This window comes from Caballeronia sp. NCF2, from assembly GCF_023631205.1.
In the GTDB taxonomy this organism is placed as follows: domain Bacteria; phylum Pseudomonadota; class Gammaproteobacteria; order Burkholderiales; family Burkholderiaceae; genus Caballeronia; species Caballeronia zhejiangensis.
Genome location: NZ_JALQDN010000050.1, coordinates 62,668 through 87,211 on the forward strand (window position 1 = coordinate 62,668; position 24,544 = coordinate 87,211).

Annotated in this window: 27 protein-coding genes; 9 read left to right on the forward strand and 18 right to left on the reverse strand. The window is 64.6% G+C overall.

The window, feature by feature from the left end; genetic code table 11:
- Nucleotide 1: 1 nt before the first annotated feature.
- Genes NCS02_RS16710 through rhaS form a run of 4 tightly spaced genes read left to right on the forward strand, consistent with a single transcriptional unit; the run spans nucleotide 2 to nucleotide 4,619 of the window.
- The gene (locus NCS02_RS16710) at nucleotides 2-1,516 is read left to right on the forward strand and encodes a sugar ABC transporter ATP-binding protein (protein WP_008353538.1); all 1,515 of its coding nucleotides are present in this window, start codon (nucleotides 2-4) and stop codon (nucleotides 1,514-1,516) included.
- Nucleotides 1,516-2,556, forward strand: a complete 1,041-nt coding sequence (locus NCS02_RS16715) for an ABC transporter permease (RefSeq protein WP_502800884.1) — start codon at nucleotides 1,516-1,518, stop codon at nucleotides 2,554-2,556. Before NCS02_RS16710 ends, NCS02_RS16715 begins: the two co-directional genes overlap by 1 nt.
- Nucleotides 2,549-3,553 (forward strand): ABC transporter permease, encoded by a 1,005-nt coding sequence (locus NCS02_RS16720; protein WP_175979240.1) that lies wholly within the window; start codon nucleotides 2,549-2,551, stop codon nucleotides 3,551-3,553. Before NCS02_RS16715 ends, NCS02_RS16720 begins: the two co-directional genes overlap by 8 nt.
- Before the next feature lie 52 nt (nucleotides 3,554-3,605).
- Nucleotides 3,606-4,619 (forward strand): rhamnose ABC transporter substrate-binding protein, encoded by a 1,014-nt coding sequence (rhaS, locus tag NCS02_RS16725; RefSeq protein ID WP_008353534.1) that lies wholly within the window; start codon nucleotides 3,606-3,608, stop codon nucleotides 4,617-4,619.
- Nucleotides 4,620-4,799: 180 nt separating this feature from the next.
- Here the strand turns inward: rhaS and NCS02_RS16730 are convergent, their stop codons facing one another.
- From NCS02_RS16730 to NCS02_RS16760, 7 genes are all read right to left on the reverse strand, one after another.
- Nucleotides 4,800-5,405, reverse strand: coding sequence for a copper-binding protein (locus NCS02_RS16730; protein WP_250502922.1), 606 nt, complete (start codon nucleotides 5,403-5,405; stop codon nucleotides 4,800-4,802).
- Between the two features lie 49 nt (nucleotides 5,406-5,454).
- The gene (locus NCS02_RS16735; protein WP_008353526.1) at nucleotides 5,455-5,859 is read right to left on the reverse strand and encodes a helix-turn-helix domain-containing protein; all 405 of its coding nucleotides are present in this window, start codon (nucleotides 5,857-5,859) and stop codon (nucleotides 5,455-5,457) included.
- A 463-nt stretch (nucleotides 5,860-6,322) separates the two neighbouring features.
- On the reverse strand, nucleotides 6,323-6,655 hold the full coding sequence (locus NCS02_RS16740; RefSeq protein WP_008353524.1) for an H-NS family nucleoid-associated regulatory protein: 333 nt from the start codon (nucleotides 6,653-6,655) through the stop codon (nucleotides 6,323-6,325).
- 364 nt (nucleotides 6,656-7,019) lie between these two features.
- Nucleotides 7,020-7,265: a hypothetical protein gene (locus tag NCS02_RS16745; RefSeq protein WP_008353523.1), complete on the reverse strand. Its 246-nt coding sequence runs from the start codon at nucleotides 7,263-7,265 to the stop codon at nucleotides 7,020-7,022.
- 241 nt (nucleotides 7,266-7,506) lie between these two features.
- On the reverse strand, nucleotides 7,507-8,502 hold the full coding sequence (locus NCS02_RS16750) for an LLM class flavin-dependent oxidoreductase (RefSeq protein ID WP_008353522.1): 996 nt from the start codon (nucleotides 8,500-8,502) through the stop codon (nucleotides 7,507-7,509).
- 123 nt (nucleotides 8,503-8,625) lie between these two features.
- Nucleotides 8,626-9,438, reverse strand: a complete 813-nt coding sequence (locus tag NCS02_RS16755; protein WP_250502923.1) for a phosphate/phosphite/phosphonate ABC transporter substrate-binding protein — start codon at nucleotides 9,436-9,438, stop codon at nucleotides 8,626-8,628.
- Nucleotides 9,439-9,463: 25 nt separating this feature from the next.
- Nucleotides 9,464-10,468, reverse strand: coding sequence for a fatty acid desaturase (locus NCS02_RS16760; protein WP_175979242.1), 1,005 nt, complete (start codon nucleotides 10,466-10,468; stop codon nucleotides 9,464-9,466).
- Nucleotides 10,469-10,633: 165 nt separating this feature from the next.
- Here NCS02_RS16760 and NCS02_RS16765 point away from each other — a divergent pair, with 165 nt between their 5' ends.
- A complete protein-coding gene (locus NCS02_RS16765; protein WP_008353519.1) occupies nucleotides 10,634-11,701 on the forward strand; it encodes a HoxN/HupN/NixA family nickel/cobalt transporter in 1,068 nt (355 codons plus the stop codon).
- Nucleotides 11,702-11,783: 82 nt separating this feature from the next.
- On the forward strand, nucleotides 11,784-12,641 hold the full coding sequence (locus tag NCS02_RS16770) for a formate/nitrite transporter family protein (RefSeq protein WP_008353518.1): 858 nt from the start codon (nucleotides 11,784-11,786) through the stop codon (nucleotides 12,639-12,641).
- A gap of 7 nt (nucleotides 12,642-12,648) precedes the next feature.
- Here NCS02_RS16770 and NCS02_RS16775 read toward each other — a convergent pair whose 3' ends face one another.
- From NCS02_RS16775 to NCS02_RS16800, 6 genes are all read right to left on the reverse strand, one after another.
- A complete protein-coding gene (locus NCS02_RS16775) occupies nucleotides 12,649-12,981 on the reverse strand; it encodes a hypothetical protein (protein WP_008353516.1) in 333 nt (110 codons plus the stop codon).
- A gap of 189 nt (nucleotides 12,982-13,170) precedes the next feature.
- Nucleotides 13,171-13,476, reverse strand: a complete 306-nt coding sequence (locus NCS02_RS16780; protein ID WP_008353512.1) for a hypothetical protein — start codon at nucleotides 13,474-13,476, stop codon at nucleotides 13,171-13,173.
- Nucleotides 13,477-13,749: 273 nt separating this feature from the next.
- Nucleotides 13,750-14,040: a hypothetical protein gene (locus NCS02_RS16785; protein ID WP_034471787.1), complete on the reverse strand. Its 291-nt coding sequence runs from the start codon at nucleotides 14,038-14,040 to the stop codon at nucleotides 13,750-13,752.
- 12 nt (nucleotides 14,041-14,052) lie between these two features.
- On the reverse strand, nucleotides 14,053-14,418 hold the full coding sequence (locus NCS02_RS16790; protein WP_008353509.1) for a hypothetical protein: 366 nt from the start codon (nucleotides 14,416-14,418) through the stop codon (nucleotides 14,053-14,055).
- Between the two features lie 104 nt (nucleotides 14,419-14,522).
- Nucleotides 14,523-16,226, reverse strand: a complete 1,704-nt coding sequence (locus NCS02_RS16795) for a peptidoglycan D,D-transpeptidase FtsI family protein (protein WP_008353508.1) — start codon at nucleotides 16,224-16,226, stop codon at nucleotides 14,523-14,525.
- Nucleotides 16,227-16,239: 13 nt separating this feature from the next.
- The gene (locus NCS02_RS16800; protein ID WP_250502925.1) at nucleotides 16,240-17,082 is read right to left on the reverse strand and encodes an arylamine N-acetyltransferase family protein; all 843 of its coding nucleotides are present in this window, start codon (nucleotides 17,080-17,082) and stop codon (nucleotides 16,240-16,242) included.
- 208 nt (nucleotides 17,083-17,290) lie between these two features.
- Here NCS02_RS16800 and zwf point away from each other — a divergent pair, with 208 nt between their 5' ends.
- From zwf to NCS02_RS16815, 3 genes are read left to right on the forward strand one after another with little or no spacing between them, the layout of a single operon-like run.
- Nucleotides 17,291-18,847: a glucose-6-phosphate dehydrogenase gene (gene zwf / locus NCS02_RS16805; protein WP_250502926.1), complete on the forward strand. Its 1,557-nt coding sequence runs from the start codon at nucleotides 17,291-17,293 to the stop codon at nucleotides 18,845-18,847.
- 40 nt (nucleotides 18,848-18,887) lie between these two features.
- The gene (locus NCS02_RS16810; protein WP_372492552.1) at nucleotides 18,888-19,709 is read left to right on the forward strand and encodes an ROK family protein; all 822 of its coding nucleotides are present in this window, start codon (nucleotides 18,888-18,890) and stop codon (nucleotides 19,707-19,709) included.
- Complete coding sequence (locus tag NCS02_RS16815; RefSeq protein ID WP_250502927.1) at nucleotides 19,709-20,587, forward strand: HAD family hydrolase; 879 nt, start codon at nucleotides 19,709-19,711, stop codon at nucleotides 20,585-20,587. The genes NCS02_RS16810 and NCS02_RS16815 overlap by 1 nt, the downstream gene beginning before the upstream one ends.
- A gap of 137 nt (nucleotides 20,588-20,724) precedes the next feature.
- Here NCS02_RS16815 and infA read toward each other — a convergent pair whose 3' ends face one another.
- The 5 genes from infA to NCS02_RS16840 form a co-directional block, all read right to left on the reverse strand.
- Nucleotides 20,725-20,991: a translation initiation factor IF-1 gene (infA, locus tag NCS02_RS16820; protein ID WP_250502928.1), complete on the reverse strand. Its 267-nt coding sequence runs from the start codon at nucleotides 20,989-20,991 to the stop codon at nucleotides 20,725-20,727.
- 476 nt (nucleotides 20,992-21,467) lie between these two features.
- Nucleotides 21,468-22,445 (reverse strand): magnesium/cobalt transporter CorA, encoded by a 978-nt coding sequence (gene corA, locus NCS02_RS16825; protein WP_008353501.1) that lies wholly within the window; start codon nucleotides 22,443-22,445, stop codon nucleotides 21,468-21,470.
- 169 nt (nucleotides 22,446-22,614) lie between these two features.
- Nucleotides 22,615-23,049 (reverse strand): bactofilin family protein, encoded by a 435-nt coding sequence (locus NCS02_RS16830; protein WP_175979247.1) that lies wholly within the window; start codon nucleotides 23,047-23,049, stop codon nucleotides 22,615-22,617.
- Nucleotides 23,050-23,109: 60 nt separating this feature from the next.
- Nucleotides 23,110-23,475: a hypothetical protein gene (locus NCS02_RS16835; protein ID WP_250456711.1), complete on the reverse strand. Its 366-nt coding sequence runs from the start codon at nucleotides 23,473-23,475 to the stop codon at nucleotides 23,110-23,112.
- A complete protein-coding gene (locus tag NCS02_RS16840; protein ID WP_008353496.1) occupies nucleotides 23,462-24,412 on the reverse strand; it encodes a M23 family metallopeptidase in 951 nt (316 codons plus the stop codon). Before NCS02_RS16840 ends, NCS02_RS16835 begins: the two co-directional genes overlap by 14 nt.
- Nucleotides 24,413-24,544 lie beyond the last annotated feature (132 nt).

Sequence of the window (24,544 nt, forward strand, 5' to 3'; positions counted from 1 at the left end):
CATGACGACGCCACGTCTTGAACTGAGACACGCCAGCAAATCGTTCGGCCGCGTGCGCGCGCTCGGCGACGGCAGCCTGCAACTCTTTCCCGGCGAAGTGCACGCGCTGCTCGGCGAAAACGGCGCGGGCAAATCGACGCTCGTGAAGTTGCTCGCGGGCGTCTATCAGCCGGATGCGGGTGAGTTGCTCGTCGAAGGCGAGGCGCGCCGCTTCGCGAATCCGGCGCAAGCGCGCGATGCGGGCATCGCCGTGATCTATCAGGAGCCGACGCTTTTCGCCGATCTTTCCATCGCCGAGAACATTTACATGGGCCGCCAGCCGCGCGATCGCTTCGGGCGCATTCGCTACGACGAGATGCATCGCGAAGTCGATGCGTTGCTCGCGTCGCTCGGCGTGAATCTGCGCGCGCAACGGCTCGTGCGCGGATTGTCGATCGCGGATCAGCAAGTCGTGGAGATCGCGAAGGCGCTGTCGCTCGACGCGAACGTGCTCATCATGGACGAGCCGACGGCCGCGCTTTCGCTGCCCGAAGTCGAGCGGCTCTTCGCGATCGTGCGTGCGTTGCGCGAGCGCGATGCCGCGATTCTCTTCATCACGCATCGTCTCGATGAAGTGTTCGCGCTGACGCAGCGCATGACGATCATGCGCGACGGCATGAAGGTCCACGACGCGCTCACCGAGAACATGAACATCGATGCGATCGTGAGCAAAATGGTCGGCCGAGATCTCGACACGTTCTATCCGAAAGCCGATGTCGCGCCCGGCGACGTGCGTCTTTCGGTGCGCAATCTCACGCGCGAAGGCGTGTTCAAGAACGTGTCCTTCGATGTGCGCGCGGGCGAGATCGTCGCGCTCGCGGGACTCGTCGGCGCGGGACGAAGCGAAGTGGCGCGCGCGATCTTCGGCATCGATCCGGTCGATGGCGGCGAGGTGAAGATCGCCGGCAAGAAGCTCGCGCTTGGGCATCCGGCGGCGGCGGTGCGCGCCGGGCTCGCGCTGGTGCCGGAAGATCGTCGCGCGCAAGGGCTCGCGCTGGAGTTGAGCATCGCGCGCAACGCATCGCTGACGGTGCTCGGCCGATTGATGCGCCACGGGCTCATCACGGCGAGAAGCGAATCGACGCTCGCCGCCGACTGGGGCAAGCGCCTGCGTCTGAAGGCCAGCGATCTCGATGCGCCCGTCGGCACGCTGTCGGGCGGCAATCAGCAGAAGGTCGTGCTCGGCAAATGGCTCGCGACGAATCCGAAGGTGCTCATCATCGACGAACCGACGCGTGGCATCGACGTGGGCGCGAAAGCGGAGGTGTATCGCACGCTCGCCGAACTCGTCAGAGAAGGCATGGCCGTGCTGATGATTTCCAGCGAGCTGCCCGAAGTGCTCGGCATGGCCGATCGCGTGCTCGTGATGCACGAAGGCCGCATCAGCGCCGATATCGCGCGCGCCGAGGCGAACGAAGAACGCGTAATGAGCGCTGCGCTGGGCGCATCGCCTGCCGTTTTGGGGCACGCAGCATGATGACTCGACCTACATCTTCACTCCCCGCGATGCACGCCGCCGATACGAAGCGCGAAAGCCTCGCGGTCACGATCGCGAAGAGCCGCGAGCTGACGCTCTTCATCGTGCTGCTCGTGCTGATCGGCGCGACCGCCGCGGTGAAGCCCGATTTCCTGAACCTGCAGAACCTGCGCGACGTGCTGCTCAACGTGTCGATCATCGGCCTGCTGACGGCGGGCATGACGATCGTGATGCTGATGCGGCATATCGATCTGTCGGTGGCGTCGGTCGTCGGCGTGAGCGCGTATGGCGTCGGCAGCCTCTTCGTCATGTTCCCGCACATGCCGGTGATCGTGGCGATGTTCGCGGGCATCGGCATCGGCTTCGTGATCGGCGCGGTGAACGGCGCGCTCGTCACGTTCGGGCGCGTGCCGTCGCTCGTCGCGACGCTCTCGACGCTCTATATCGTGCGCGGCGCGGATTACGCGTGGGTCCACGGCGGCCAGATCAACGCGACGAGCCTGCCGGACGCATTCGCGTCCATCGCGACGGGCTCGCTTATCGGCGTGCCGAATCTCGTGCTGATCGCGCTCGTCGTGCTGATCGCGCTGTCGGTGTATCTGAAGCAGTATCGCGGCGGGCGCGAGCATTATGCGATCGGCTCGAATCCCGAGGCCGCGCGTCTGGCGGGCATAGGCGTGGATCGCCGCGTGATGATCGGCTTCCTGCTTTCCGGCGCGATCGCGGGGCTCGCGGGCGTGCTGTGGCTCGCGCGTTTCGGCACCGTCGATGCCAGCACGGCGAAGGGCATCGAACTGCAAGTCGTCGCCGCGGCGGTCGTGGGCAGCGTCGCGATCACGGGTGGCGTCGGGACCATCGCCGGCGCGACGCTCGGTGCGCTCGTGCTCGGCGTCATCAACATCGCACTGGTGGTGCTGCGCGTGTCGCCGTTCTGGCAGCAGGCGATTCAAGGCGCGCTGATCGTCGCGGCGATCGCGCTCGATACCTTGCTCGCGCGTTCCGTCGCGCGCCGCATGATGAGGAAACGCGATCATGGCTAAACCGGATTCCGCTCTGTCCACGACGAAACGCCGCCCTCTGCAATGGGAAGCGATGCTCGCGATCGTGCTCGTCGTATCGCTCGTCGCCGGGCGCGTGCTGTCGCCGTTGTTCCTGTCGACGGCGAACATCTCGAACATGCTCGCCGACTTCACCGAGATCGCATTGATCGCGCTGCCGATGACGCTCATCATCGTCGCGGCGGAGATCGATTTGTCGGTGGCGTCGGTGCTCGGCGCATCGAGCGCGCTGATGGGCGTGCTGTGGCACATGGGCTTGCCGATGCCGCTCGTGATCGTCCTCGTGCTCGCGTTCGGCACGCTTGCTGGCCTGCTCAACGGCCTCGTGATCGTGCGCTTCAGTCTGCCATCGCTCGCGGTGACGATCGGCACGCTCGCGCTTTTTCGCGGCCTTGCGTACGTGCTGCTCGGCGATCAGGCGATCGCGGATTTTCCCGCGTCGTACACGGCGTTCGGCATCGATACGGTCGGCGACACCTTCCTGCCGATGCCGTTCGTCCTCGTCATTGCAGGCGCGATCATCTTCACGGTCTTGCTGCAAGCGACGCCTTTCGGCCGCAGCCTCTTCGCGATCGGCGCGAATCCGACGGCCGCGCAATTTTCCGGCATCGATGTGGCGAAGACGAAGCTGAAGCTCTTCATGATGTCGGGCGCGATGGCGGCGCTCGCGGGCATCGTCTACACGCTGCGCTTCACGAGCGCGCGCGGCGACAACGGCGAAGGCTTCGAGCTCTCGGTGATCGCGGCGGTGCTGTTCGGCGGCGTGAGCATCTTCGGCGGACGCGGCTCGATGATCGGCGTTCTGCTGTCGCTCGTCATCATCGGCGTGCTGCGCAATGCGCTGACGCTCGCGGACGTATCGAGCGAAACGCTCACCATCGTGACGGGCGCGCTGCTGCTTTCGTCGGTGCTGATCCCGAATCTCGTCGCGCGCTGGCGGGCCGCGCGCGAGAAGCGTCTGATGGCGCAGGCGCTTTGAACGTCGTAATCAACCAGCGCAGCCAATGCGCAATGACAGGAGACATGCCAACATGAATAAACCTCATCGATTCCTGCGCGGGCCGGCGCTGGCGGCGGCCTTTCTCGCGGCGACCGTGGCGCTTTCGGCGAGCGCCGCCGATATCAAGAGCGGCCTGAAGATCGCTTTCCTGCCGAAGCAGATCAACAACCCGTACGAAGTGATCGCCGACGACGGCGGCATGGCCGCGATCAAGGAGCTCAAGGGCGATGGCAAGGTCGTGGGTCCGTCGGATGCGGGCGCGTCGTCGCAGGTGAGCTACATCAACACGCTCATCACGCAGCGGCAGAACGCGATCGTGATCGCGGCGAACGATGCCAACGCGGTCGTGCCGTATCTCAAGAAGGCGATGTCGCAAGGGATCAAGGTCGTGACCTTCGACTCGGACACGGCGCCCGATGGCCGGCAGATCTTCGTCAATCAGGCCGATTCGGAAGCGATCGGGCGCGGACAGATCCAGTTGCTGTCGAAGCTGATCGGCGGCGAGGGCGAATTCGCGATTCTCTCGGCGACGCCCAATGCGACGAATCAGAACACCTGGATCAAGTGGATGCAGGAGGAACTGAAGAAGCCCGAATATTCGAAGATGAAGCTCGTGAAGATCGCGTACGGCAACGACGACGATCAGAAGTCCTTCGTCGAGACGCAGGGCTTGTTGCAGGCTTATCCGAACCTGAAGGGTATCGTCGCGCCGACATCGGTCGGGATCGCGGCGGCGGCGCGTTATATCTCCAGTTCGCCGGCGAAGGGCAAGGTCGTCGTGACGGGCCTCGGCACGCCGAATCAGATGCGCGCGTTCGTGAAGAACGGCACGGTCAAGGCGTTCCAGTTGTGGGATCCGGGTCAACTGGGTTATCTCGCGGCGTTCGCGGCGGCCAATCTCGCATCGGGGACGATCACCGGCAAGGAAGGCGATTCGTTCGAGGCGGGCAAGCTGGGCAAGCGCACGGTGGGCAAGAGCGGGGAAGTGATTCTCGGCCCGCCGACGACCTTCGATGCCGCGAATATCGACAACTTCAATTTCTGACGAGAAGGGCGCGCTTCGAGCCTGAGAGGATGACGAAACGCCCTGCGGGGCGTTTCGTTTTTCAGCGGCTGCCGCGTTGTCGATGCACGAAGGAAAAGCCTTTGCGATCAAAGCGTTGAGGCGATGCTCCCACGGCTATCCACAAGGCTCTCCACAAAAACTGTGGACAACCGCACACATTCATTTGATCCCCTGGCCGCTGCGCATCACCTGCACGGCGGTCGCCGATTCGAACCGCGCGTGCACCATATCCCCGGATTTCAACCCGGCGAGCGGCACATCCGGCGCGGCTTGCAGCGTCACCGTCTTGTTCGGCCCGCGCAGCGTGATGCGCCGGTTCTTCGCATCGACGCGCTCGATCGTCCCGATCACCTCGACGACGCGCGCCTCCGCCGCCACGCCCCCCGACGCGGGAATCAACGCGTCCGTGTCGATGCGCTCGCGGATGCCGTTCGACTTCACCTTCGTCGCGCTCACGAGCACCGCGCTGCGATATTCGATGTTCACGATATCGCCGAGCTGAAGTTTCTTCACATCGCCGACTTCGGGATTCACCGCCACTTCGACGACGCGCCCGCCCGGACCCTGCAGCGACACGCTGTTCGTCGTCGGATCGATGCCGACCACGCGCGCCTGCACCTGTGCGATGGCCGCCGCGCCGCGCGTCGTCGGGGCGGACGCGGCATCGTCGGCGGATGCGCTTCCGACCGCGCCGAAAGCGAGCGCCATGCAGGCAGCGAGAATCCTGACCGAACGATGCGAAATTTGAGATGACGAGCGGAACATGCCGTGCCTCCTTATGTTCGTGTTGCTTCAGTCAACTTGCGGAACGCGCTCAGCGGCGCGACTTGGACAGCAAATGTCCGAGCCCGAGGTTCGTCGCGATCTGCCAGATATAGACGCGCGAGTAACGCACGCCGTAGCGCCGCTCGATCAGTTCGCGCAGACGCGCATTGGTCCACGTATCGCTCTCGAAACCGTGCGCGCGCGCGGGCCCACGCAGCGCGGCGGCGATCCAGTCGAGCGCCTCGCGATCCAGCACCGAGGCGCGCCCGCCGACGCCCATCTTGCCGAGCGCGTCGAGGCCGCCTTCGTCGACGATCGCCTTGTAACGCCGCACCGTTTGCAAGGAAAGATGCAGCGCCTCGGCCACCGCCTCGACCGACGCGCCACCGAGCAGCATGCGTCCGGCCGTCATGCGCCGCACGACGCTCGGCAGTGTGTCGGGACGGGAGAGCATGGCGCGCGCCGCTCGATCGTTAGGATTACTTCGGTTGACCGGGACGTCAGGCGCCACTGTGCGAACCCGAGCCGGTGCCTCGCGCGCGTTCCTGTGCCGGTCGATGCCGGCGAGCGGCGGGTGCAACGTTGCGGCGTCCGTATGCGTTCATGCGTGCCCCCTGGTCGAATGGAGACGGCGGGACTTGATCGGGCGTGCTTGACGTCAGGCCGATGCGTGGCTCGAATAGGAGCCGACTTACAGAGAAGTATCAATAAACGTTTTCAGGCTCGATGGGCAACCATCGGCGAAAATTTTTTGGGCTTGATAAATCCCTGTGAATTGCCTATGAACGCTGCCTATGAGCAGCGAAAACGCGACCGGCGAGCGCGCTGGGCGCAATGTACCGGGTCTGCGTTTCAAAGGACGCGCGCGAACCGCCGCGAGCGAGGCGCGGCCTGCCTCGGCAATGTGCCGACGACGCTCAAACGCGATAAAACTCAATGTCCTGCCCGGCGTGCACTGCACGCTTGAGCCACTCGGGCATATCGCCGATGCCGTCCCACGTATCGCCGCTCGCGTTTCGGAATATCGGCGCCCCGGCATCCGACGAATGCGGTATCAGGGGCAATTGCGGCATCGGCCGCTTTGCCTTGGGTGCGCCATGAGTCCCGTTGGTCTTGGTGAAGGAGGGCGGCGGCGGATTCTCCGCCGGCGCTTCGGCCAATGCTTCGGCCAACGCTCTTTCCGAAATGCCGAACTCAGCCATTCGGCTGCGCAAATACGCAATGATGCTGTCTCGCTTTCTTTCGTCCACGGCTTTCCTGATTCAGCTTTTTGATTTTCAGAGGACGAACCGAAACCCCGCGCGGACCGGGGCGGTTCGATGACTTGAATATATGTGTTTTATGAAGCGTGACGCAGTGCATGGCACGCGTCAATTAGTGTATTACCGCACGCCTATTAATTCGCGCGATGACTTTGCCTTTAATGTGTGCATTGCCACCAATGCGAACGTTCGCCCGCCCGAGCATCGCCGTGACGGACGCGCGAACGGGAAGCGCGCGGAACGTCACGTGGGGAGCCACGAACCGATGGCGAAGCCGCTCCGCCAATTCCGCATGGCGGCCGAAACCTCGCTAACTCTATTGTATGCTGCCGATGGCAACTATTAAAACGTTTTAACGACTGTGTTGTTCCCCAGGTAATTCGGCACCGTGCGCGCGAATGGCGGCAATCAGCTCCGCGGGCGTAATTTCATAACGCACTTCGCGGTGAATGCCGGGTTTGCGCTCGTCGATTTCAATCAGCAGTACGGCTTTGCCGTCCGCTGCCGGTTCGAGGCGCAGCGAACGCACTTCCTGTCCGCTGGCATCGTCGTATTCCGTCAGGAGCGTCATGGCGCCAGTGGCGGCGCTTCTCGGCATCGACATTCTTCCTCCCGTCTTGCGACGTCGTTGTTGTTGTGTCGCCGCGCCGAACACCGGCATGCACGAATATCGGGCGCGCCATGCGGAGTTTCAACTTGGCAAGTGAAGCGGACGCGAAGGATGGCGCGGCCCGCGCCGTCCTCCGGTATCTCATTATTGCCTGTCAAAAGCGCGCGCGTAAAGCGGGAGACCCGTCGAAGCCTTGCGACCCCTAATTTTCTCTGCTCAGGCCGATGTTTCAGGCGCTCGCGCCGATCGCGTCGCGCGCCTGGCTCGTGAGCTCGAACGAGCGCAGACGCGCCTTGTGATCGAAGATCTGCGCGGTGACGATCAGCTCGTCGGCCTGCGTCTGATCGATGACCGAGCGCAGCCCGGCTTCGACATCGGCGGGCGCGCCGACGACCGAACACGCGAGCGAATGCTCGACGCCCGCGCGCTCGGCGTCGCTCCACGCGATCGACTCGACCGGCGGCGGCAATTGTCCGGGCGTGCCGCGCCGCAGATTGATGAACTGCTGCTGCAGCGACGTGAAGTGAAAGCGTGCTTCATCGGCGGTATCGGCGGCGAACACGTTCACGCCGACCATCGCGTAGGGCTTTTGCAGCGTCGCGGAAGGGCGGAATTGCTTGCGATAGACCTCGAGCGCGGTCAGCAGATAATCCGGCGCGAAATGCGACGCGAACGCGAACGGCAGCCCGAGCGCGGCCGCGAGTTGCGCCGAGAACAGCGACGAGCCGAGCAGCCAGATCGGCACGTTCAGGCCGGCGCCGGGCACCGCGCGCACGCGCTGGCCTTCGACCGGATCGGCGAAGTAGCGCTGCAATTCGACGACGTCATCGGGAAACGATTCGGCGCTGCCGTGCAGGTCGCGGCGCAGCGCTCGCGCCGTGGTCTGGTCGGTGCCGGGTGCGCGTCCGAGTCCGAGATCGATGCGTCCCGGAAACAGCGAAGCCAGCGTGCCGAACTGCTCGGCGATCACGAGCGGCGCGTGATTCGGCAGCATGATGCCGCCCGAGCCGACGCGAATCGTCTTCGTGCCCGCCGCGATATGGCCGATCACGACGGCGGTCGCCGCGCTGGCGATGCCCGTCATGTTGTGGTGCTCGGCGAGCCAGTAGCGCAGATAACCCCAGCGCTCGGCGTGCTGGGCGAGATCGAGCGAATGGGCGAAGGCGTCGGCCGGCGTCGAGCCGAGCGGAACCGGGGAAAGGTCGAGTAGCGAGAAGGGGATCATTGCGGCTTTCCGAAAGCGTGACGGATCGCGATGCATCCGGCATCGCGCTGGTTTAACGCGCTGAAAAGACCGATTGTGCCGAAAGTCCGCGGAATCTGCCGGAATGCACCGTGGGGCGAAGTGTCAGGCGAGGCGAGGATAGCCGCGCTCGATGGCCTCGCGCTCGTAGTCGAGAATGGCCGCGTAGTCCGTCTGTGTGCGTCTGACGATGCCTTTGAGCCTCAGCCGTGCGGCGAGCGCGGGGTCGTCCGCGAGTGCATCGGCGAGGGCGTCGAGGATTGCGTCGATGGAATCCGGCGGCACGCGCAGCGACGCGATGAACGGCAGCGCGCTCGCGCCGGCGGTCACGTCGAGCACGCGCACGCCCGCCGTCAATTCGGGCAGATGCGCCTGCGCGAACGCGAACGTGACGCAGTCGATCGCGGCGATGTCAGCGCGCGCTTCGGCGATTGCGGCGAGCGACGCGAGATGCGCGCCGGTTTTCGTCACCGACGCGAAAAAACGCCCGTCGTGCGCGTAAGGAGCGACGGCGTGTCGGAAAAGGTTCATGCCGCTGTTGGAATCGTCGTCGTTGTAGGCTGCGCGCAGGTTCCGGCAGTCTTCGACCGATTGCGCGCCGACACGCGCCCCGACGACGATCACGCTGCGATAAGCGCCGGTTTCGCAGCCGGGCGCGTTGAAATCGGGCGCGCCTACGACTTGCACGCGATTCGCGAGCGCATGCACGAGCGGATAGCCGCAGGTTTGCGACAACAACACGTCGTCGCGCAGCCAGAACGCGGTGAGATCCGCACCGGGATCGACGATCTCGAGCGTATCGCCGCGTGCGCGTAGCCAGTCCGCGAGATGCTCGCGGACACGTTCGAGCAGCGTGCGCCAATCCGCGGCGAGCGCGGGCGCGACGTTGTACATCGGCAGGGCGGCGATCCAGTGCATGACGCGAATCGTACCGTGGGAGGCGTCAGCTCGCGAGACGCGCGGGTTCGCGGCGCGCGTCGCGGCGTCGATCGGCAGATGCGTCCGGCGCGGCGAACGGATGTACCGGTTCAGCAGCCTGCGCGAACGCGTGACGGCTCGCCCATTCGCCGTATCCGCGCACGACGAAACCGCCGTTGCTCGCGCGATAGGCATCGCGCCGCCGTGCATAGATCCGCCCGAGCGCGAACCACGGCACGCCCGGCAGATCGTGATGCACGGCGTGAAAGTTATTGTTGAGAAAGAGCAGTCGCCACGGCCACGCAGCCTCGTTGACGACCGTGCGTTCGCTATGGCTCTCCGCCGCGCGATGCTCCTGAAACGAGCGAATCGACGCCAGCGCGAGCGACGCATAGCCGACACCGAACACGAAGGCGCGCCACGGAATGCCGCATCGCGTGTCGAGCCAGCTCGCGAGCAGCACGAGCGACGCGAGATGCACGATCCAGCTCGCGACGATTTTCCAGCGCCGCTCGACGACGGCCTGCGCCGCCTCGCGCCACGATGCCGCGATCGAGAACCACGGCCCGATGAGCATCCGGCCCGCGAAGGTATTGCGCGCGGCGAGCGCGGCGCGCAGGACGGGGCCCGCGCTCGCCCACTGTTCGGGCGTCACGTAATAGCTCTCGGGATCGCGTCCCGGCTCGGTCAGATGCGCGTCGTCGTGATGCCGCAGATGCGACTCGCGATACACCTCATACGGAAACCACACCGCGAGCGGGGCGATGCCGATGAGCATGTTGACGAGCGGCCAGCGCGTCGGATGACCGTGCATCAGCTCGTGCTGCAGGGACATATACCAGCACGACAGCACCGCGAGCAGCGCGACGGCCGGAACCAGCCCGATCGCGCGCGCGTTGAGCGCGACGCCGAACCATCCGCCGTAGATCGCGACGGCGACCGCCCACGTCGGCCATTCGCTGCGCCAGCGCCAGGTTTCGCGCTGGCGTTGGAGTTCCTGGCGTTGGGCGTCGTCGAGATAGCGGGGCATGGCGGACGTCGAAAATGGCGAAGGGCCATGGTAGCGGCGCGTCGCACGCCTCCCAACCAAGGAATCCGGCTAAGGATTTCGCATTCGACGCAATATGCATCCGATTTTTGACCATGCATCGGCGCACGTTATGCTTTGTCCCTTCATCCTCGCAAGCGCGCGCATATGTCCGAACCGATCGAGCCCGCTTCCGCGCCGCATCAGGCGCATCGCAACCTGCCGCGCAAATCCGCGCGGCTCATCGGCGGGCTGATCGCGTTCAACGTGCTCGCATGGCTCTGGGCGTTGGTCGCGTTCCGTCACTATCCGCTGCTGCTCGGCACGTCGTTGCTCGCGTATTCGCTCGGGCTGCGCCATGCGGTCGATGCCGACCATATCGCCGCCATCGACAACGTCACGCGCAAGCTGATGCACGAAGGCAAGCGGCCGCACTTCGCCGGCTTCTTCTTTTCGCTCGGACATTCGACGATCGTCATCGCCGCCACCGCGCTCATCGCCGCGACGGCGATGGCCGTGCACGGCCGGTTCGCCGAGTACCGCGAGATCGGCGGAATCATCGGCACGTCGGTGTCGTCGCTCTTTTTGTTCGCGATCGCGGCGATGAACCTGTTCGTGCTGCGCGGCGTATGGCGCGCGTTCCGTCGCGTGCGGCGCGGCGAAACTTGCCGCGACGACGACATCGACATGCTCACGGTCGGCGGCGGTCCGCTCGCGCGCATCGCCCGTCCGCTTTTCAGGCTGATCGGCAAGAGCTGGCACATGTATCCGCTCGGCTTTCTGTTCGGCCTCGGCTTCGACACGGCGACCGAAATCGGGCTGATGGGCATCGCGGCGGCCGAAGCGGCGCGCGGCATGCCGGTGTGGTCGATTCTCGTGTTCCCGATGCTGTTCACGGCGGGCATGTCGCTCATCGACACCGCCGACAGCCTGCTGATGACCGGCGCCTACGGCTGGGCCTTCATGAAGCCGATCCGCAAGCTCTACTACAACCTCACCGTGACGCTCGTCTCGGTGCTGATTGCCGTGCTGATCGGCGGCATCGAGGCGCTCGGGCTGATCGCGGACCGGCTGCGGCTGAAGGGCGGACTGTGGGACGTGGCAGCGTCGCTCTCCGAGCACTTCGGGATGCTCGGCTACGGCATCGTCGCGCTGTTCGCGGCGTGCTGGATCGTCTCCGCGCTCATCTACAAGTGGCGCGGTTACGAATCGCTCGACGGCGGCGTCGCCAGATAATCAACGGGCATTCTTCCTGCTTCGTGGATGCGCCAGCCGCTCATCCACATTTCGCATCGAGCGGCGTTCAGGGAGAAAGAACATGAACGACCCGCAAGCGGGGGCCGACTCGCCGCATCTCGACAGCGCCGAGCAGGAGCAAGCCGCCGAGCATTCCGCACCGCATCCGCTCGTCATCCACGAGATCGTGCGCGAGGAAGGCGAAGTCGCGATGGAGCGCACCTTCGCCGCGCTGATGTGGTCGGCGCTCGCCGCCGGCCTGTCGATGGGATTCTCCTTTCTCGTCCAGTCGATTCTCGAAAGCGCGCTGCCGGAGGCCCGCTGGACGGGACTCGTATCGAGCTTCGGCTACACGATCGGCTTCGTCTTCGTGATCCTCGGACGTCAGCAGCTCTTCACCGAAAGCACGCTGACGGCGGTGCTGCCGGTCCTTACGCGGCGCGATTTGTCGACGTTGTTCAAGGCGCTGCGCCTTTGGGCGATCGTGCTTTTCTTCAACCTGGTCGGCACGACGATCTTCGCGGCGATCCTGCAGATTCGCGGCGTCTTTTCGCCGGAAGTGAGCGAGGCGCTCGCCAAGGTCGCGATGACGCCGCTTTCCGCGGATTTCGGCGTGACCGTCGTTCGCGGCGTGTTTTCCGGCTGGTTGATCGCGCTGATGGTATGGCTGCTGCCGAGCGCGCGCTCGGGGCGGCTCCTCACGATCCTGCTCGTGACCTACACCGTCGCCGTGAGCAAGCTCACGCACGTCATCGCCGGATCGGTCGAAGCGGCCTACGCGGTGATGATCGGCGCGGCGGACATCTCCGACTACTTCTTCGTGTTCCTCGTGCCGACGTTCATCGGCAATGTGATTGGCGGCGTGTCGCTCGTCGCGATCGTCAATCACGCGGCGATCGCGCCAGAGATCACGAGCGCGCCGCAGCGGCATCGCGACTAAGCGCGCATCATTTGTTGTTGCCCGCGCCCGTGCCGTAAAGGCCGTTGTTGAAGCCGGTGCTGCCCTCGGCCTTGTGCTTCTTGTCGGCGGTCGCGGCGCGGCCCTGCGCGGCATCCTTCGATTGCGGTTTCTGCGATTCGACCAGCGGCGAGCCCGATGGATTCGCGCGCGAGCTCGAATCCGACTGGCGGCTTTCCTGTCGCTCCGAGCCGCCGCCGTTCGTGATCTGCGCGACGCCGACCGTGCTGAACGTCGCGATGAGACTGGCGACGATCGCGTTCGCGAGCATCGGCGAGGGCCGGCGCGATGCGCCCGCGCGGTCGTGAAAGAAAGTGGACATGGCGATTCCCGGCATGATCGAAAGACTAGCTTTCGAGCATGAACGGTGCCTGACGCGGCAAAGCGGCGCGTTGAAACGCGCGTGCCGTGAATCGTCGGAAGTTCAAAGGACCGTTGCACGCCCGCTTCGTCGCGAGACGCGGGCGCGAACGAGGGATTCGCGCCGCAGCGCGAGCGGCGAAAGCGGTTCTTAGGCCGCTTTCGCCCAAAGCCTGTTGGTCGATCTTTTACGGCTGCCGGAGCCGTCGCGCGGACCGCTGTCGACTGTGTCGAGCGCGACGCGCAACGCTTCGATGCGTTGCTTCTGCGCCGGCACGAGCGCGTAACCCTTGACCACGGCGGCGAGCCGCTCCCGCCAGTATTCGACGTTGAGCGTGCCGGAAGACTGCTTGTGCATCGTGCGAAGTTGCGCGAGTGCGCGCTCGATGTGCTGAAGCTCGACGTCAGCCAACGCCGAGGGCAAGAGACTGCCCTTGGTCTCGTTTTTCTTCTTCATTATTTGGTCTTCCTCTCGGCCATACGACGGCTTGTCCCGACATCGGACACGCGCGCCGTTGAGGCACCCCGTTCACCCGCGCATATTTTTGTGGCTAAGCGGGTGGCCCTTGCTCTTTTCTTCGGATGACCGATCGTTGCCTGTCTCGGCGATTTCGATCGTTAACAAAAATGTACGCAACGCGGACCTGATGGCTCCGTCTGTCATCGCACATTGGTGTGAGAGCAACGCGGGGATTTCGATGTTGCGTCGCGCAAGGGCGACGCAGGCCGATCATTCGTCGTTCGCGGACGGCGTTTTTGCCGTGCGTTTGCCGCTGCGGCCGATCTGTTCTTCCATCGCGAGATCGAGCTTGCTGGCCTTGCGCGGCTTGGCCGGATCGCGGGCGTTGACGAACGCGACGAAGTCGTCCATCGGCATCGGCTCGGAGATTTTCTTCGTGCCTTCGGGCGCGCGCTCGGCGAGATAGAAGTAGCCGCCCGGCATCGAGATGGCCGCGTAATTCGCGTTGCCGCTGCGCGTCTTGAGCCGTTCGACGGCGCTGATGGCTTTGGTCGAGCGCATGGTCCTGTCTGCTTATTTCTGAGGTTCGTCGTGAGCGGTGGCGTCCGCCGGCGCGCATTTCTTGCCCGCGCCTTCGATCCACATGTTCGACGGATGACGCTGCCCCGGATAGTACCGGTACGTGGTCTCGCCGTTGTCGTAGCGGACCTTGATGACGTTGGAATCGCCGAATTCGAGCATCACGCCTTGCGGGATGGACGTCTGCTTGTATTGGGCGTCGTGCTTTTTCGCTTCGGCGGCGATGCATTGCACGATGCCGTTCACCTTGTTTTCCGTCGACGATTTCTCGACTTCGGGTTGTCCTGCATCTTCGTTATGAAATTGGGCGCAGGCGGCGAAAAGCACAGGCAACGCGAGCGCCGCGGCGAGTTTTTTCATGGTCTTTCCCGTTTGATCTTCTGGTGCGGAACACGACATTAGAGCACAAGCCCTTGACAGTCAGGTCACGCTGCAGCAAGGCCCGCGCCCGCGTGCGCCGCGCTTCATGCGTCGGGCGGCACGCCGAGCAGCGGCAGCGTCGCGCCGACGATGCCCGAGAACACCGGCCCCGCGACCGTTCCGCCGTAATAGGTGCCCCCCGTGGGCTCGTCGATCATCACGGCGACGATCACGCGCGGATCGCTCATCGGCGCGATGCCGACGAACGACGCGCGGTACTTGTTCGCCGCATACGAGCGTCCGACCTGCTTGCGCGCCGTGCCCGTCTTGCCGCCGACTCGATAGCCTTCCACCGCCGCCGCGCGGCCCGTGCCGTGGTCGCCGGTCGCGTTTTCGAGCATGTTGCGCACGGCCTTCGCGGTCGCGGGCTTCGTCACCTGCACGGCGTCGCGGCGCGTTTCGCCGTGAATCAGCGTGGCGGGATAAAAGCGTCCGTCGCCGGCGTACGCCGTGTAGATCTGTGCGATCTGCACGAGCGACAGCGATAAACCGTAGCCATACGCCATCGTCGCCTGTTCGATCGGCTTCCAGCGCTCGGGCGCGCGCAGGCGGCCGGTCGCGGCGCCCGGAAACGTCAGCTCGGGCGCGCGGCCGATGCCGTATTCGCGGTACTTGTCCCAGATCGTCTGCGCGGGAATCTGCAGCGCGAGCTTCGTGAGCGCGACGTTGCTCGACATCTGCACCGCCTCGGACACGGTGATGACGCCGTGATTCGACGTGTCGTGAATCACGTTCGGGCCGAGCTTGAACGTGCCCGGCGATGTGTCGATGCGCGTTTCGGGCCGCACGCGGCCGAGATCGATCGATAGCGCGGCGACGAGCGGCTTGATCGTCGAGCCGGGCTCGAAGGTGTCCGTGAGCGCGCGGTTGCGCAACTGCTCGCCGGTGAGGCGCGAGCGATCGTTCGGATCGAAGCTCGGATAGTTGGCGAGCGCGAGCACTTCGCCGTTCTTCGCATCCAGCACGACGACGCTGCCCGCGCGCGCCTTGTGCTTCGCGATCGCCGCCTTGAGTTGCGAATGCGCGAGTTGCTGGATGCGCCGGTCGATCGTCAGCTGAATGGTTTCGCCGTTCTGCGGCATGGCCGGCTCGCCGATCTGCGAGACCACGCGCCCGAGCCGGTCGCGGATCACTTCGCGCTGGCCGGCCGCGCCCGTCAGACGCGCGTCGGCGGCCAGCTCGACGCCTTCCTGCCCGTGATCCTCGTTATTCGTGAAGCCGACGACGTGCGCCGCCGATTCGCCTTCGGGATAGAAGCGCTTGGTGTCCGGCACGAGCGTGATGCCCGCGCGCCCGATCGTCGCGATGCGCTCGGCGGTTTCCGCTTCCACCTGACGTTTGAGCAGGACGAACGCGCGAGTCCCGTCGATGCGGCGCTGCAGATCCTTCGGCGGCATGTCGAGCAGGCGCGCGATCTCGCCACCGTGATCGCCGTCGAAGAGCTTGGGCGTCGCCCAGACTTCGTAGGTCGCGAGGCTGACGGCGAGCATCGCGCCATTGCGATCGACGATGCGTCCGCGCGTCGCCGAGAGCGCCAGCGTGCGCTGATAGCGCTTCTGGCCTTCGCCGATATAGAACTTGTGGTCGATGACCTGGACCCACAGCGCGCGTCCGGCTAGCGTCAAAAACGCCGCCGTCACCCCGATGACGACGAGCCGCGAGCGCCAGGCCGGCAGCCGGTTTGCGAGCACCGCGCTGCGGTGATGCGTCTGGAAATCGCTGCCGCCGCGCGTCTTCTTCTTGAACATCGTGGTCTTCTGATTAAGCTTGGTTGGGCAGACGGGCTAGGGCGGCGTCGAGTTCGGCGCCATCCGGCAGACGAATGCCGAGTTCGCCTTCGAGCACGCGGCGCAGACTGGCCGTGCCGTCGAGTTCGCGATGATCGCTGCCTTCGCGTTCGTCGTGGATCGAGAAACGCCGGTTGAACAGGGCGAGGCGCTTGCCCGGCGCGAGACGCGCGGCGAGCAGGTTGTGCAGGAAGATCGACTGCGGATACATCGACACGAAATGATTGGCCATCTCGTAGTCGGCGTCATACTGCGGATCGAGGTCGAAGCGATAGACGTTCGTCCACGCGCCGTTCACGAGCGCCTGCAGGATGTAGCCGGGCGCTTCGCCGGCCCCTTCGAGGCGGAAAGCGCCGTGCGGCGTGATCTGTTCGAGGCCCGTCTGGAGCGCGAGCGGAGCGGAAAGCGTCATGCCGCCGAAGCCGACGTCGGCGAGGAACGCGCCTTCGTCGAGATCGACGAGCAGCAGCATATGCGTGCGCGCAGGCATGTCAGACAGCTCGCGGCCCCACAGGACGCGTCCTGCGAAGCTGCGCACGCGAAAACCGAGCGCCTGAAGTACGCTGCGAAACAGCAGGTTGTGCTCGTAGCAGTAGCCGCCGCGCCGTCCGGCGACGAGCTTGCGCTGGATCGATTCGAGATCGAGCCGGATCGGGCGGCCGATCAGCACGTCGAGATTTTCGAAGGGAATGGCCTGAGGATGCAGCAGATGCAGCGCGCGCAGTGTGTCGAGCGTCGGGGCGGGCCGCACGGATTCCGCGTACCCGATGCGCTCGAAGTAGGCGGCGAGGTCGATGGAAGTGTCATGTGCGTTCATATGGAGTTCAGGCTTCGTCAAGCTTCGATGTCGCAATGTCCGCGAGTGCTGTCGTCAGGCGCGCATATTTTACGACACGAAAGGTTAAAAATTACAAAATGCATACGTTATTCGTCGCGCGAGCTTGCAACGCGTCGTTCGAATGAACTGTGCCGCATCGATGCAGGTCTTTCCAGGTTCAAGCGCAACTGACAAGGGGCGATACGCCATGCCGAAAGAATCGAACGAAGCGAATCAATCGAAGGAAAACAACCCGGCCAGCGCGACGTGCGCCGGCAAGCATCCCGCGCCGCCATGCACGCTCGTGATTTTCGGAGCGGGCGGCGATCTCACCAAGCGCTTGCTGATGCCGTCGCTCTACAACCTGTCCGCCGACAAGCTGCTCGACGACGGCATGGAGATCATCGGCGTGAATCACGGCGAGCGCGAGACGTCCGAATGGCGCGACGAGCTCACGCAATCGCTGCGCACGTTCGCCGCCGACAAGGCCGCGACGTTTCACACGTCGCAGTTGAACGAGGACGCGTGGAACTGGGTCGTCGGGCGGCTCGAATATTTCCCCGGTGAATTCGAAGAGGACGAAACCTTCGCCCGGCTCAAGGCGCGGCTCGCGCAGGCGAAGTCGGACAACGTCGTGTTCTATCTCGCGGTGGGCGCGCGGTTCTTTCAGCCGATCATCGAGCATCTCGGCGCGGCGGGCATGCTCGAAGAGAAGGACGGCAATTTCAGACGGCTTGTCATCGAGAAGCCGTTCGGCAGCGATCTGGCGTCGGCGCAGGAACTGAACCGCTGCATCCTCAAGTATGCGGACGAGTCGCAGGTGTACCGCATCGACCATTTTCTCGGCAAGGACACGGTGCAGAGCATTCTCGCCGTGCGCTTCGCCAACGCGATGTTCGAACCGATCTGGCGGCGCGAGTACATCGACAACGTGCAGATCACGGCGGCGGAGACGATCGGCGTGGAAGGGCGCGGCAAGTTCTACGAGCAGACGGGCGCGTTTCGCGACATGCTGCCGAACCATCTGTTCCAGTTGCTCGGCATGGTCGCGATGGAGCCGCCGAATTCCTTCGATGCCGAATCCGTGCGCGACAGAAAAGCCGAAGTCTTCGATGCGATCCGTCCGCTCACCGCCGACGACGTCGTGCTCGGCCAGTACGAAGCTGGACCCGCCGGGCCGGGCTACAAGGAAGAACCGGGCGTGGCCAAAGATAGCCGGACCGAAACCTACGCGGCGGCGCGCGTGTACGTGGAGAACTGGCGCTGGGCCGGCGTGCCGTTTTATCTGCGCACGGGCAAGCGGCTCACCGAGCGTCGCACGGAGATCGCGGTGCAACTGAAGGCGGTGCCGTTTTTGCTGTTTCGCGATACGCCCGTCGATGCGCTGACGCCGAATGTGTTCACGCTGCGCATCGATCCGGCGCACGGCACGAGCTTCGATTTCAACGTGAAAGTGCCGGGACCGGTAATGCAGATCGGCAAGGTGCGTTCGAGGTTCGACTATGCCGACTTCTTCGCGGAGCGCGCGAACGTCGGCTATGAGACGCTGCTCTACGACTGCATGCTCGGCGACGCGACGCTCTTTCAGCGCGCGGACAGCATCGAGACGGCTTGGGCGGCGGTGGATCGCGTGCTGCATCCGGACAGTCCGCTGCCCGTGCGCGGTTACGCGGCGGGCAGCGCGGGGCCGGCCGAAGCGGACGAGCTGCTTGCCGACGACGGCCGCGCGTGGCGACCGCTGACCGACGCGCACAAGAAGAACTGAACTCATCTCATCGCAACGCAAACTCAAAAGGACAACGAGCGTGAGCACAGAATCAAGAGCCAAGCAGAAGACCCACGTCACGGCGGACAAACTCGCGATCAAGGCGGAACGCATTCTCGCGATCGATATCGGCGGGACCGGGTTGAAGGCGGCCATCATCTCGGAGGACGGTGAGATGAAGAGCGACCGCGTGCGCGTGGCGACGCCGCATCCGGCGAAGCCCGACGTGGTCGTGGAGACGCTCATCGAACTGATCGCGCCGATCGTCGCCGAGCCGCCGACGCACATTTCCATCGGCTTTCCGGGCGTCGTGCGCGATAACGTCGTGCTGACCGCGCCGAATCTCGGCACGCCCGCCTGGCGCGGCGTGCCGCTCGCGCAACTGATCGCCGAGCGCCTCGGCAACGTGCCCGCGCGCATGATCAACGACGCCGAGATGCAAGGGCTCGCGGCGATCGAAGGGCGCGGCATCGAAATGGTGCTGACGCTCGGTACGGGCGCGGGCACCGCGCTCTTTCGCGACGGCGAACTGATGCCGCATCTGGAGCTCGCGCATCATCCGGTCGCGAAGGACAAGACTTACGACGAGTACATCGGCAACGCGGCGCGCGAGAAGGCGGGCAAGAAGCGCTGGAGCCGGCGCGTGGAGAAGATCATCGGCATCCTGGCGACGCTGACGAACTACGACAAGCTGTGGATCGGCGGCGGCAACGCGGCGCATATCAAGTTCAAGCTGCCGGATAACGTCGCGGTCGTGTCGAATGCGGCGGGCATCGAAGGCGGCGCGCGGCTGTGGCATCCGCGCTCGGTGCGCGAGACGCGCCAGTTGCCGCATTTCAATCAGCGTGAAGGGGCGCACTGATGAACGCCAACAGCAAATACGGACTTCACAGCGTGAACGGCGACGCCGATGCGGCGTTCGCCGCGCTCGCCAAAGCGGAACTCGTCGTCACCGATTGCGACGGCACGCTGCTCCATACCGACAAGGCATTGGGCCAACCGGCGATTGACGCCGTGCGTCGCCTGAAGGAAGCGGGCGTGCGCTTTACCGTGGCGAGCAGCCGGCCGGGCAAGGGCATGAGGCATATCGTTGAGGCGCTCGACGTCGACATGCCTTACGCGTCGTACAACGGCGGCAGTCTCGTCAGGCCGGGCACGTGGGATTTGCTGTCGTCGCACAAGCTGCCGCGCGATGTGGTGCAGACATCGCTCGAGGCGCTCGCGTCGGCGAACGTCGACGCGTGGGTGTTCATCAATGACGCCTGGTATCTGACGAATCCCGAAGGCACCTACGTGCCGCTCGAGACGCGCACGGTCGGCTACGAAGGCGTGCTCGTCACGCGTTTCGACGATGTCGATCTCGGCGAGGTCGACAAGATCGTCGGCTCGACCGCCGATACGGCGCTGCTCGCGCGCGTCGAAAGCAGCGTGCAAAAGCAACTGGAAGGCCGCGGACACGCCGCGCGCTCGCAGACCTATTACCTCGATATCACGAGCCTGGAAGCGAACAAGGGCACCGCGGTGCGAGAACTGGCGCAACTCGCGAACGTGCCGCTCGAACGCGTGGCCGTGCTCGGCGACATGGGCAACGATGTGGCGATGTTCGAGATCGCGGGCGTATCGATCGCGATGGGGCAGGCATCCGACAGCGTGCAGCGTCGCGCGAGCCTGGTCTCGAAGAGCAACGACGAGGACGGCTTCGCGGTCGGCATCGACGCGCTCTTGGCGGCGCGCGGCTGAAGGAAGAAGGGACATCGACGCGCTGCGCAGCCTTGACGGATGAGCGGCCGCGTCGAAGTTCAGAATGATCCGCGTGGTTGGTTCAAAAGCGCGCGCTGCGGATCAGGCTCACGCTCGTTACGGATGATGCAGGGAAATCAACGACGGCGCATCGGTGCGCGCGGGGCGCCGCCACCGGCACGCTCGTCCTTGTGACGGAAGTTGATGCGGCCCTTCGTCAGGTCGTACACCGACAGTTCCAGCGTCACGCGGTCGCCGGCCAGAATACGGATGTGATTCTTGCGCATGCGGCCCGAGGCGTAAGCGCCCACGACGACGCCGTTGTCCAGCGTCACGCGATAGCGGCTGTCGGGAAGCACTTCGTCAACGATACCGTCGAGTTCGAGGAGTTCTTCTTTCGCCATATGGGGGCTCCTGTAATGAGTTGTAGTGGGTGCTGCCGCGCATCGCGCGAAAAACGCGCATTCGACGCCAACGAACCGTTCTGCGCCGCTGCCCGAAAGCGTCGTCGCTACGAATCGTAAGTGGCGATGCAAAGCGTGGCCTGGCGCGTCCATGCACGATAAACGTGCATGCGGGGCGCGCCGCGTCTCTATCTCAGGCTCGTCGTGAGCTTGACGGCATAGGCCGGACGACAGGGCGAACCGCGGATGCGGCGCGCCGTGGCCGGCATGACCGGGACGGCGACATCGGCAACAGCAGAGCCGATGTGCGGTTGAAACGGAAAAGCAACGTGTGCTGCGGAAGTGAGCGCTTCTGCCGTGCGCTTACGTCATGTGCGGTCGATAGGCCGATTTTGCAAGGCCAGATGACATTCTCTCGCAAATCGCTTGATTAGACAACGAATTTCGCCCGAAGGTTCCGAAAAGGAACATTCTTGCTACAGCCAGCCGGCCTTCTTGAAGCGCCAGTAGAGCACGACATCGACCACCAGCATGACCGCGAGACACGTCGGGTAGCCGTAGACCCAGTCCAGCTCGGGAATCGACTTGAAGTTCATGCCGTAGATGCCGGCGATCATCGTCGGCACGGCGAAGAGCGCGGCGAACGAGCCGAGGCGCTTGGTCACTTCGCTTTCCGCGAGCGCGATCAGACCGAGATTCACCTGGATCGCCGTGACGATCATTTCGCGCCGTCCTTCGATGGTCTTCACGATGCGCAGCAGGTGATCGTACACGTCGCGGAAATATTCCTGCATGCCGGAGCACACGCCGGGCGAGCGCCCGCCATACAGCTTGCTGACGGCTTCGAGCAGCGGCGCGGTGTGATGCTGCAGGATCGTCATGCGCCGCTTGAGCGAGTACAGATCCTCGATGATCTCGCGCGATTCCACCGAGCCTTTTTGCTCGAAGATGCGCTCTTCCACTTCGTCGACTTCCGCGCCGAGCGTCTCGAGCACGGGAAAGTATCGATCGACGACCGCATCGAGCAGCGCGTACATCACGAACGCGGGGCCGTGCTTGAGCAGATGCGGCTCGCGCTCGCAGCGCTTGCGCACTTCCTGAAAACCTTGCGTCGTGCGGTTGCGGACCGAAAGCACGTAGTTCGTGCCGACGAACACGTTCATTTCGCCGACGAGCACTTCGCCTTCTTCGTCGAATTCGACCGTATGAAAGACCGCGAACAGCGAGTCGCCGTATTCCTCGATCTTCGGCCGCTGATGACCGTGCTGCGCGTCTTCGACCGCCAGCTCGTGCAAGCCGAACTGCTGCGTCATGTGCGCGAGTTCGCCGGGACCGGGCTCTTTCAATGCAACCCAAATGAAAGAGTCGGGCAGATCGCGATAGGCGTTGATGTCGTCGATCTCGACGTCCGCGAGCTTTCGGCCATTCTGATAAGCCGCGCAATTGACCAGCATGGGGCGCCCTTTATCGTTATCTGGATATAACCGGCCACGTGTCGATGGACGCTCGAAGTCGCGTGATTTCGCCAGGGGCGCGAGCGCGTGGCCTTGATCCATCGAATCTTAGCCGGACACGCGCACGGCTGCCAGCACGCGCGGATTCTCCGGCGCTCGTTGTCTGCCGTCAGTTCGAGACGAGGTCGATGTTGTATTCGGGCGGCGCCGGCAGACTCGGGACGTGCGCCGCCTGCGAATCGAACTTGGTGAGCTTGCCTTCGACCGTCGCGCCGATATCCATGCGCAACTGCTGATAGTAAATGTTGCCCAGCACGCGCGCGTTCGACTGAAGTTCGACGAAATGCGCGACGGTGACATCGCCCGTCACGCAGCCGTTGATGATGACGTTATAAGCGCTCACGTTGCCGCGAATCGCGCCCTGATCGCTCACGACGAGCAGCGTTTCTTCGCCGGGACGGCCGGCCACGTTGCCCGTGACCTGGCCGTCCATGCGCAGGCCTTCGCTGAACTCGAGATCGCCCGAGATATGCACGTTATGCGCGACGAGCGTCGCGAGCTTGGCCATCTTGATGCCGTTGGAATCCTTCTTCGATGAAAACATGTCGAGTCCTTGCGATGCGGTAAAGGGTTGCTGCACGAAGCCCGCGCTGACGCGTGCCGCTCAATTGGGTTTTTGCTGCTTCCTGAGGAAAGCGAGATCGGTCTGCAGACGCTGGATTTCGGCCGCGCTGTCCTTTACGCGTTCTTCCAGCGAGGTACGGCTCGCCATCTCCTGTTCGAGCGCGAGCTGAGCATGCGCGAGCTGCTCGCGCAGCTTCTGCTCGGAGACGGGCGGCGCGCAGAGCGTGTCGAGCTTGCGCACGTCTTCATGCGAGCGTTTGAGTGCGAAGCCTGCGGCGGCGAGCGCCGCGATCGCACACACGGCCGCGATCAGTCCGAGCCAGATGCCCGCGCCGCGCCTCGGCGTCAGCGAATAGGACTGGCGGGAGAGTTGCAGCGACAGCCGCTTCGAATCAACTTTGCGCATGCGACAAACGCCTGAAGAGCGCGAGATAGGGAGAAGGATTGATCTGAGCGCCGTCGACGATCACTTCGAAATGCAGATGCGGCCCCGTCGAGCGGCCGGTCGAGCCGACTTCCGCGATCACCTGTCCCGGCATCACGAATTCGCCGGTTTTCACGAAGATGCGCGACGCGTGTCCATAGCGCGTCACCATGCCGTCGCTGTGGCGGATGTCGACCGAAATGCCGTAGCCGTTGCGCTCGCCCGCCGCGATGACGCGTCCGCCCGCGCTGGCGAGAATCGGCGTGCCCGCCGGTCCGGCGAAGTCGATGCCGGGATGAAAGCTCAGACGCCCCGTGAACGGGTCCAGACGGTTGCCGTAAGGCGAGCCGCTGCGCAGGCCGGGTGCCGGATTGCGGCCGGGAAAGGCCATGTACGCGGCGTAGTGGGCGAGCGTTTGCGTCTGCAATTGCGAGACTTCGTCGTTCAGGCAATCGATGATCCGATGCGCGCTCTTCAAACGCTGCCGCGGCGCGCCCGCCGCCGCGCGGCCGATATCGCACAGGCGCGGCGGCAAGGCGGGGCCGCCCGCGCCGTCGAGCGACGTGGCTGGCTCCTCGCTGTCGGGCAGCGGCGGCACGTCATGCACGCCGGACGTGCCGCCCGCGCCGTGCGCGGCCTTCAGATGCGTGTCGAATTCGTGCAGCTCGCTGACTTGCGCGGACAGGCCTTCGACGCGCGGCGTCAGCTCGATCAGCGCGGCATTGATGCGGCCGAGCTCTTCGATCTCGTACGAGCGGCGCGACATCAGCGTCTGCTCCTCGCCGAGATGGCTGCGCGCGAACATGGTGCCGATCGCGATGCCGAGCGCGAGCGCGGCCACGAGAAGCGTAATGGCGCCGATGACCGCGATGGCGCGCGCCGTGCGGGCCTCGACGAAACGGATGCGCTGGCGGGACATGGACCGCCGTGACCAGATGACGAAAGCCATTAGCGCACGGCGCGGCCCGTCGGGGCAGCGGGAAAGAAACTAGAGGAAATCACGGGAATGGAGTGCGCCGCGCTCTCCACGGCAATGCAATGAAACTGGCCG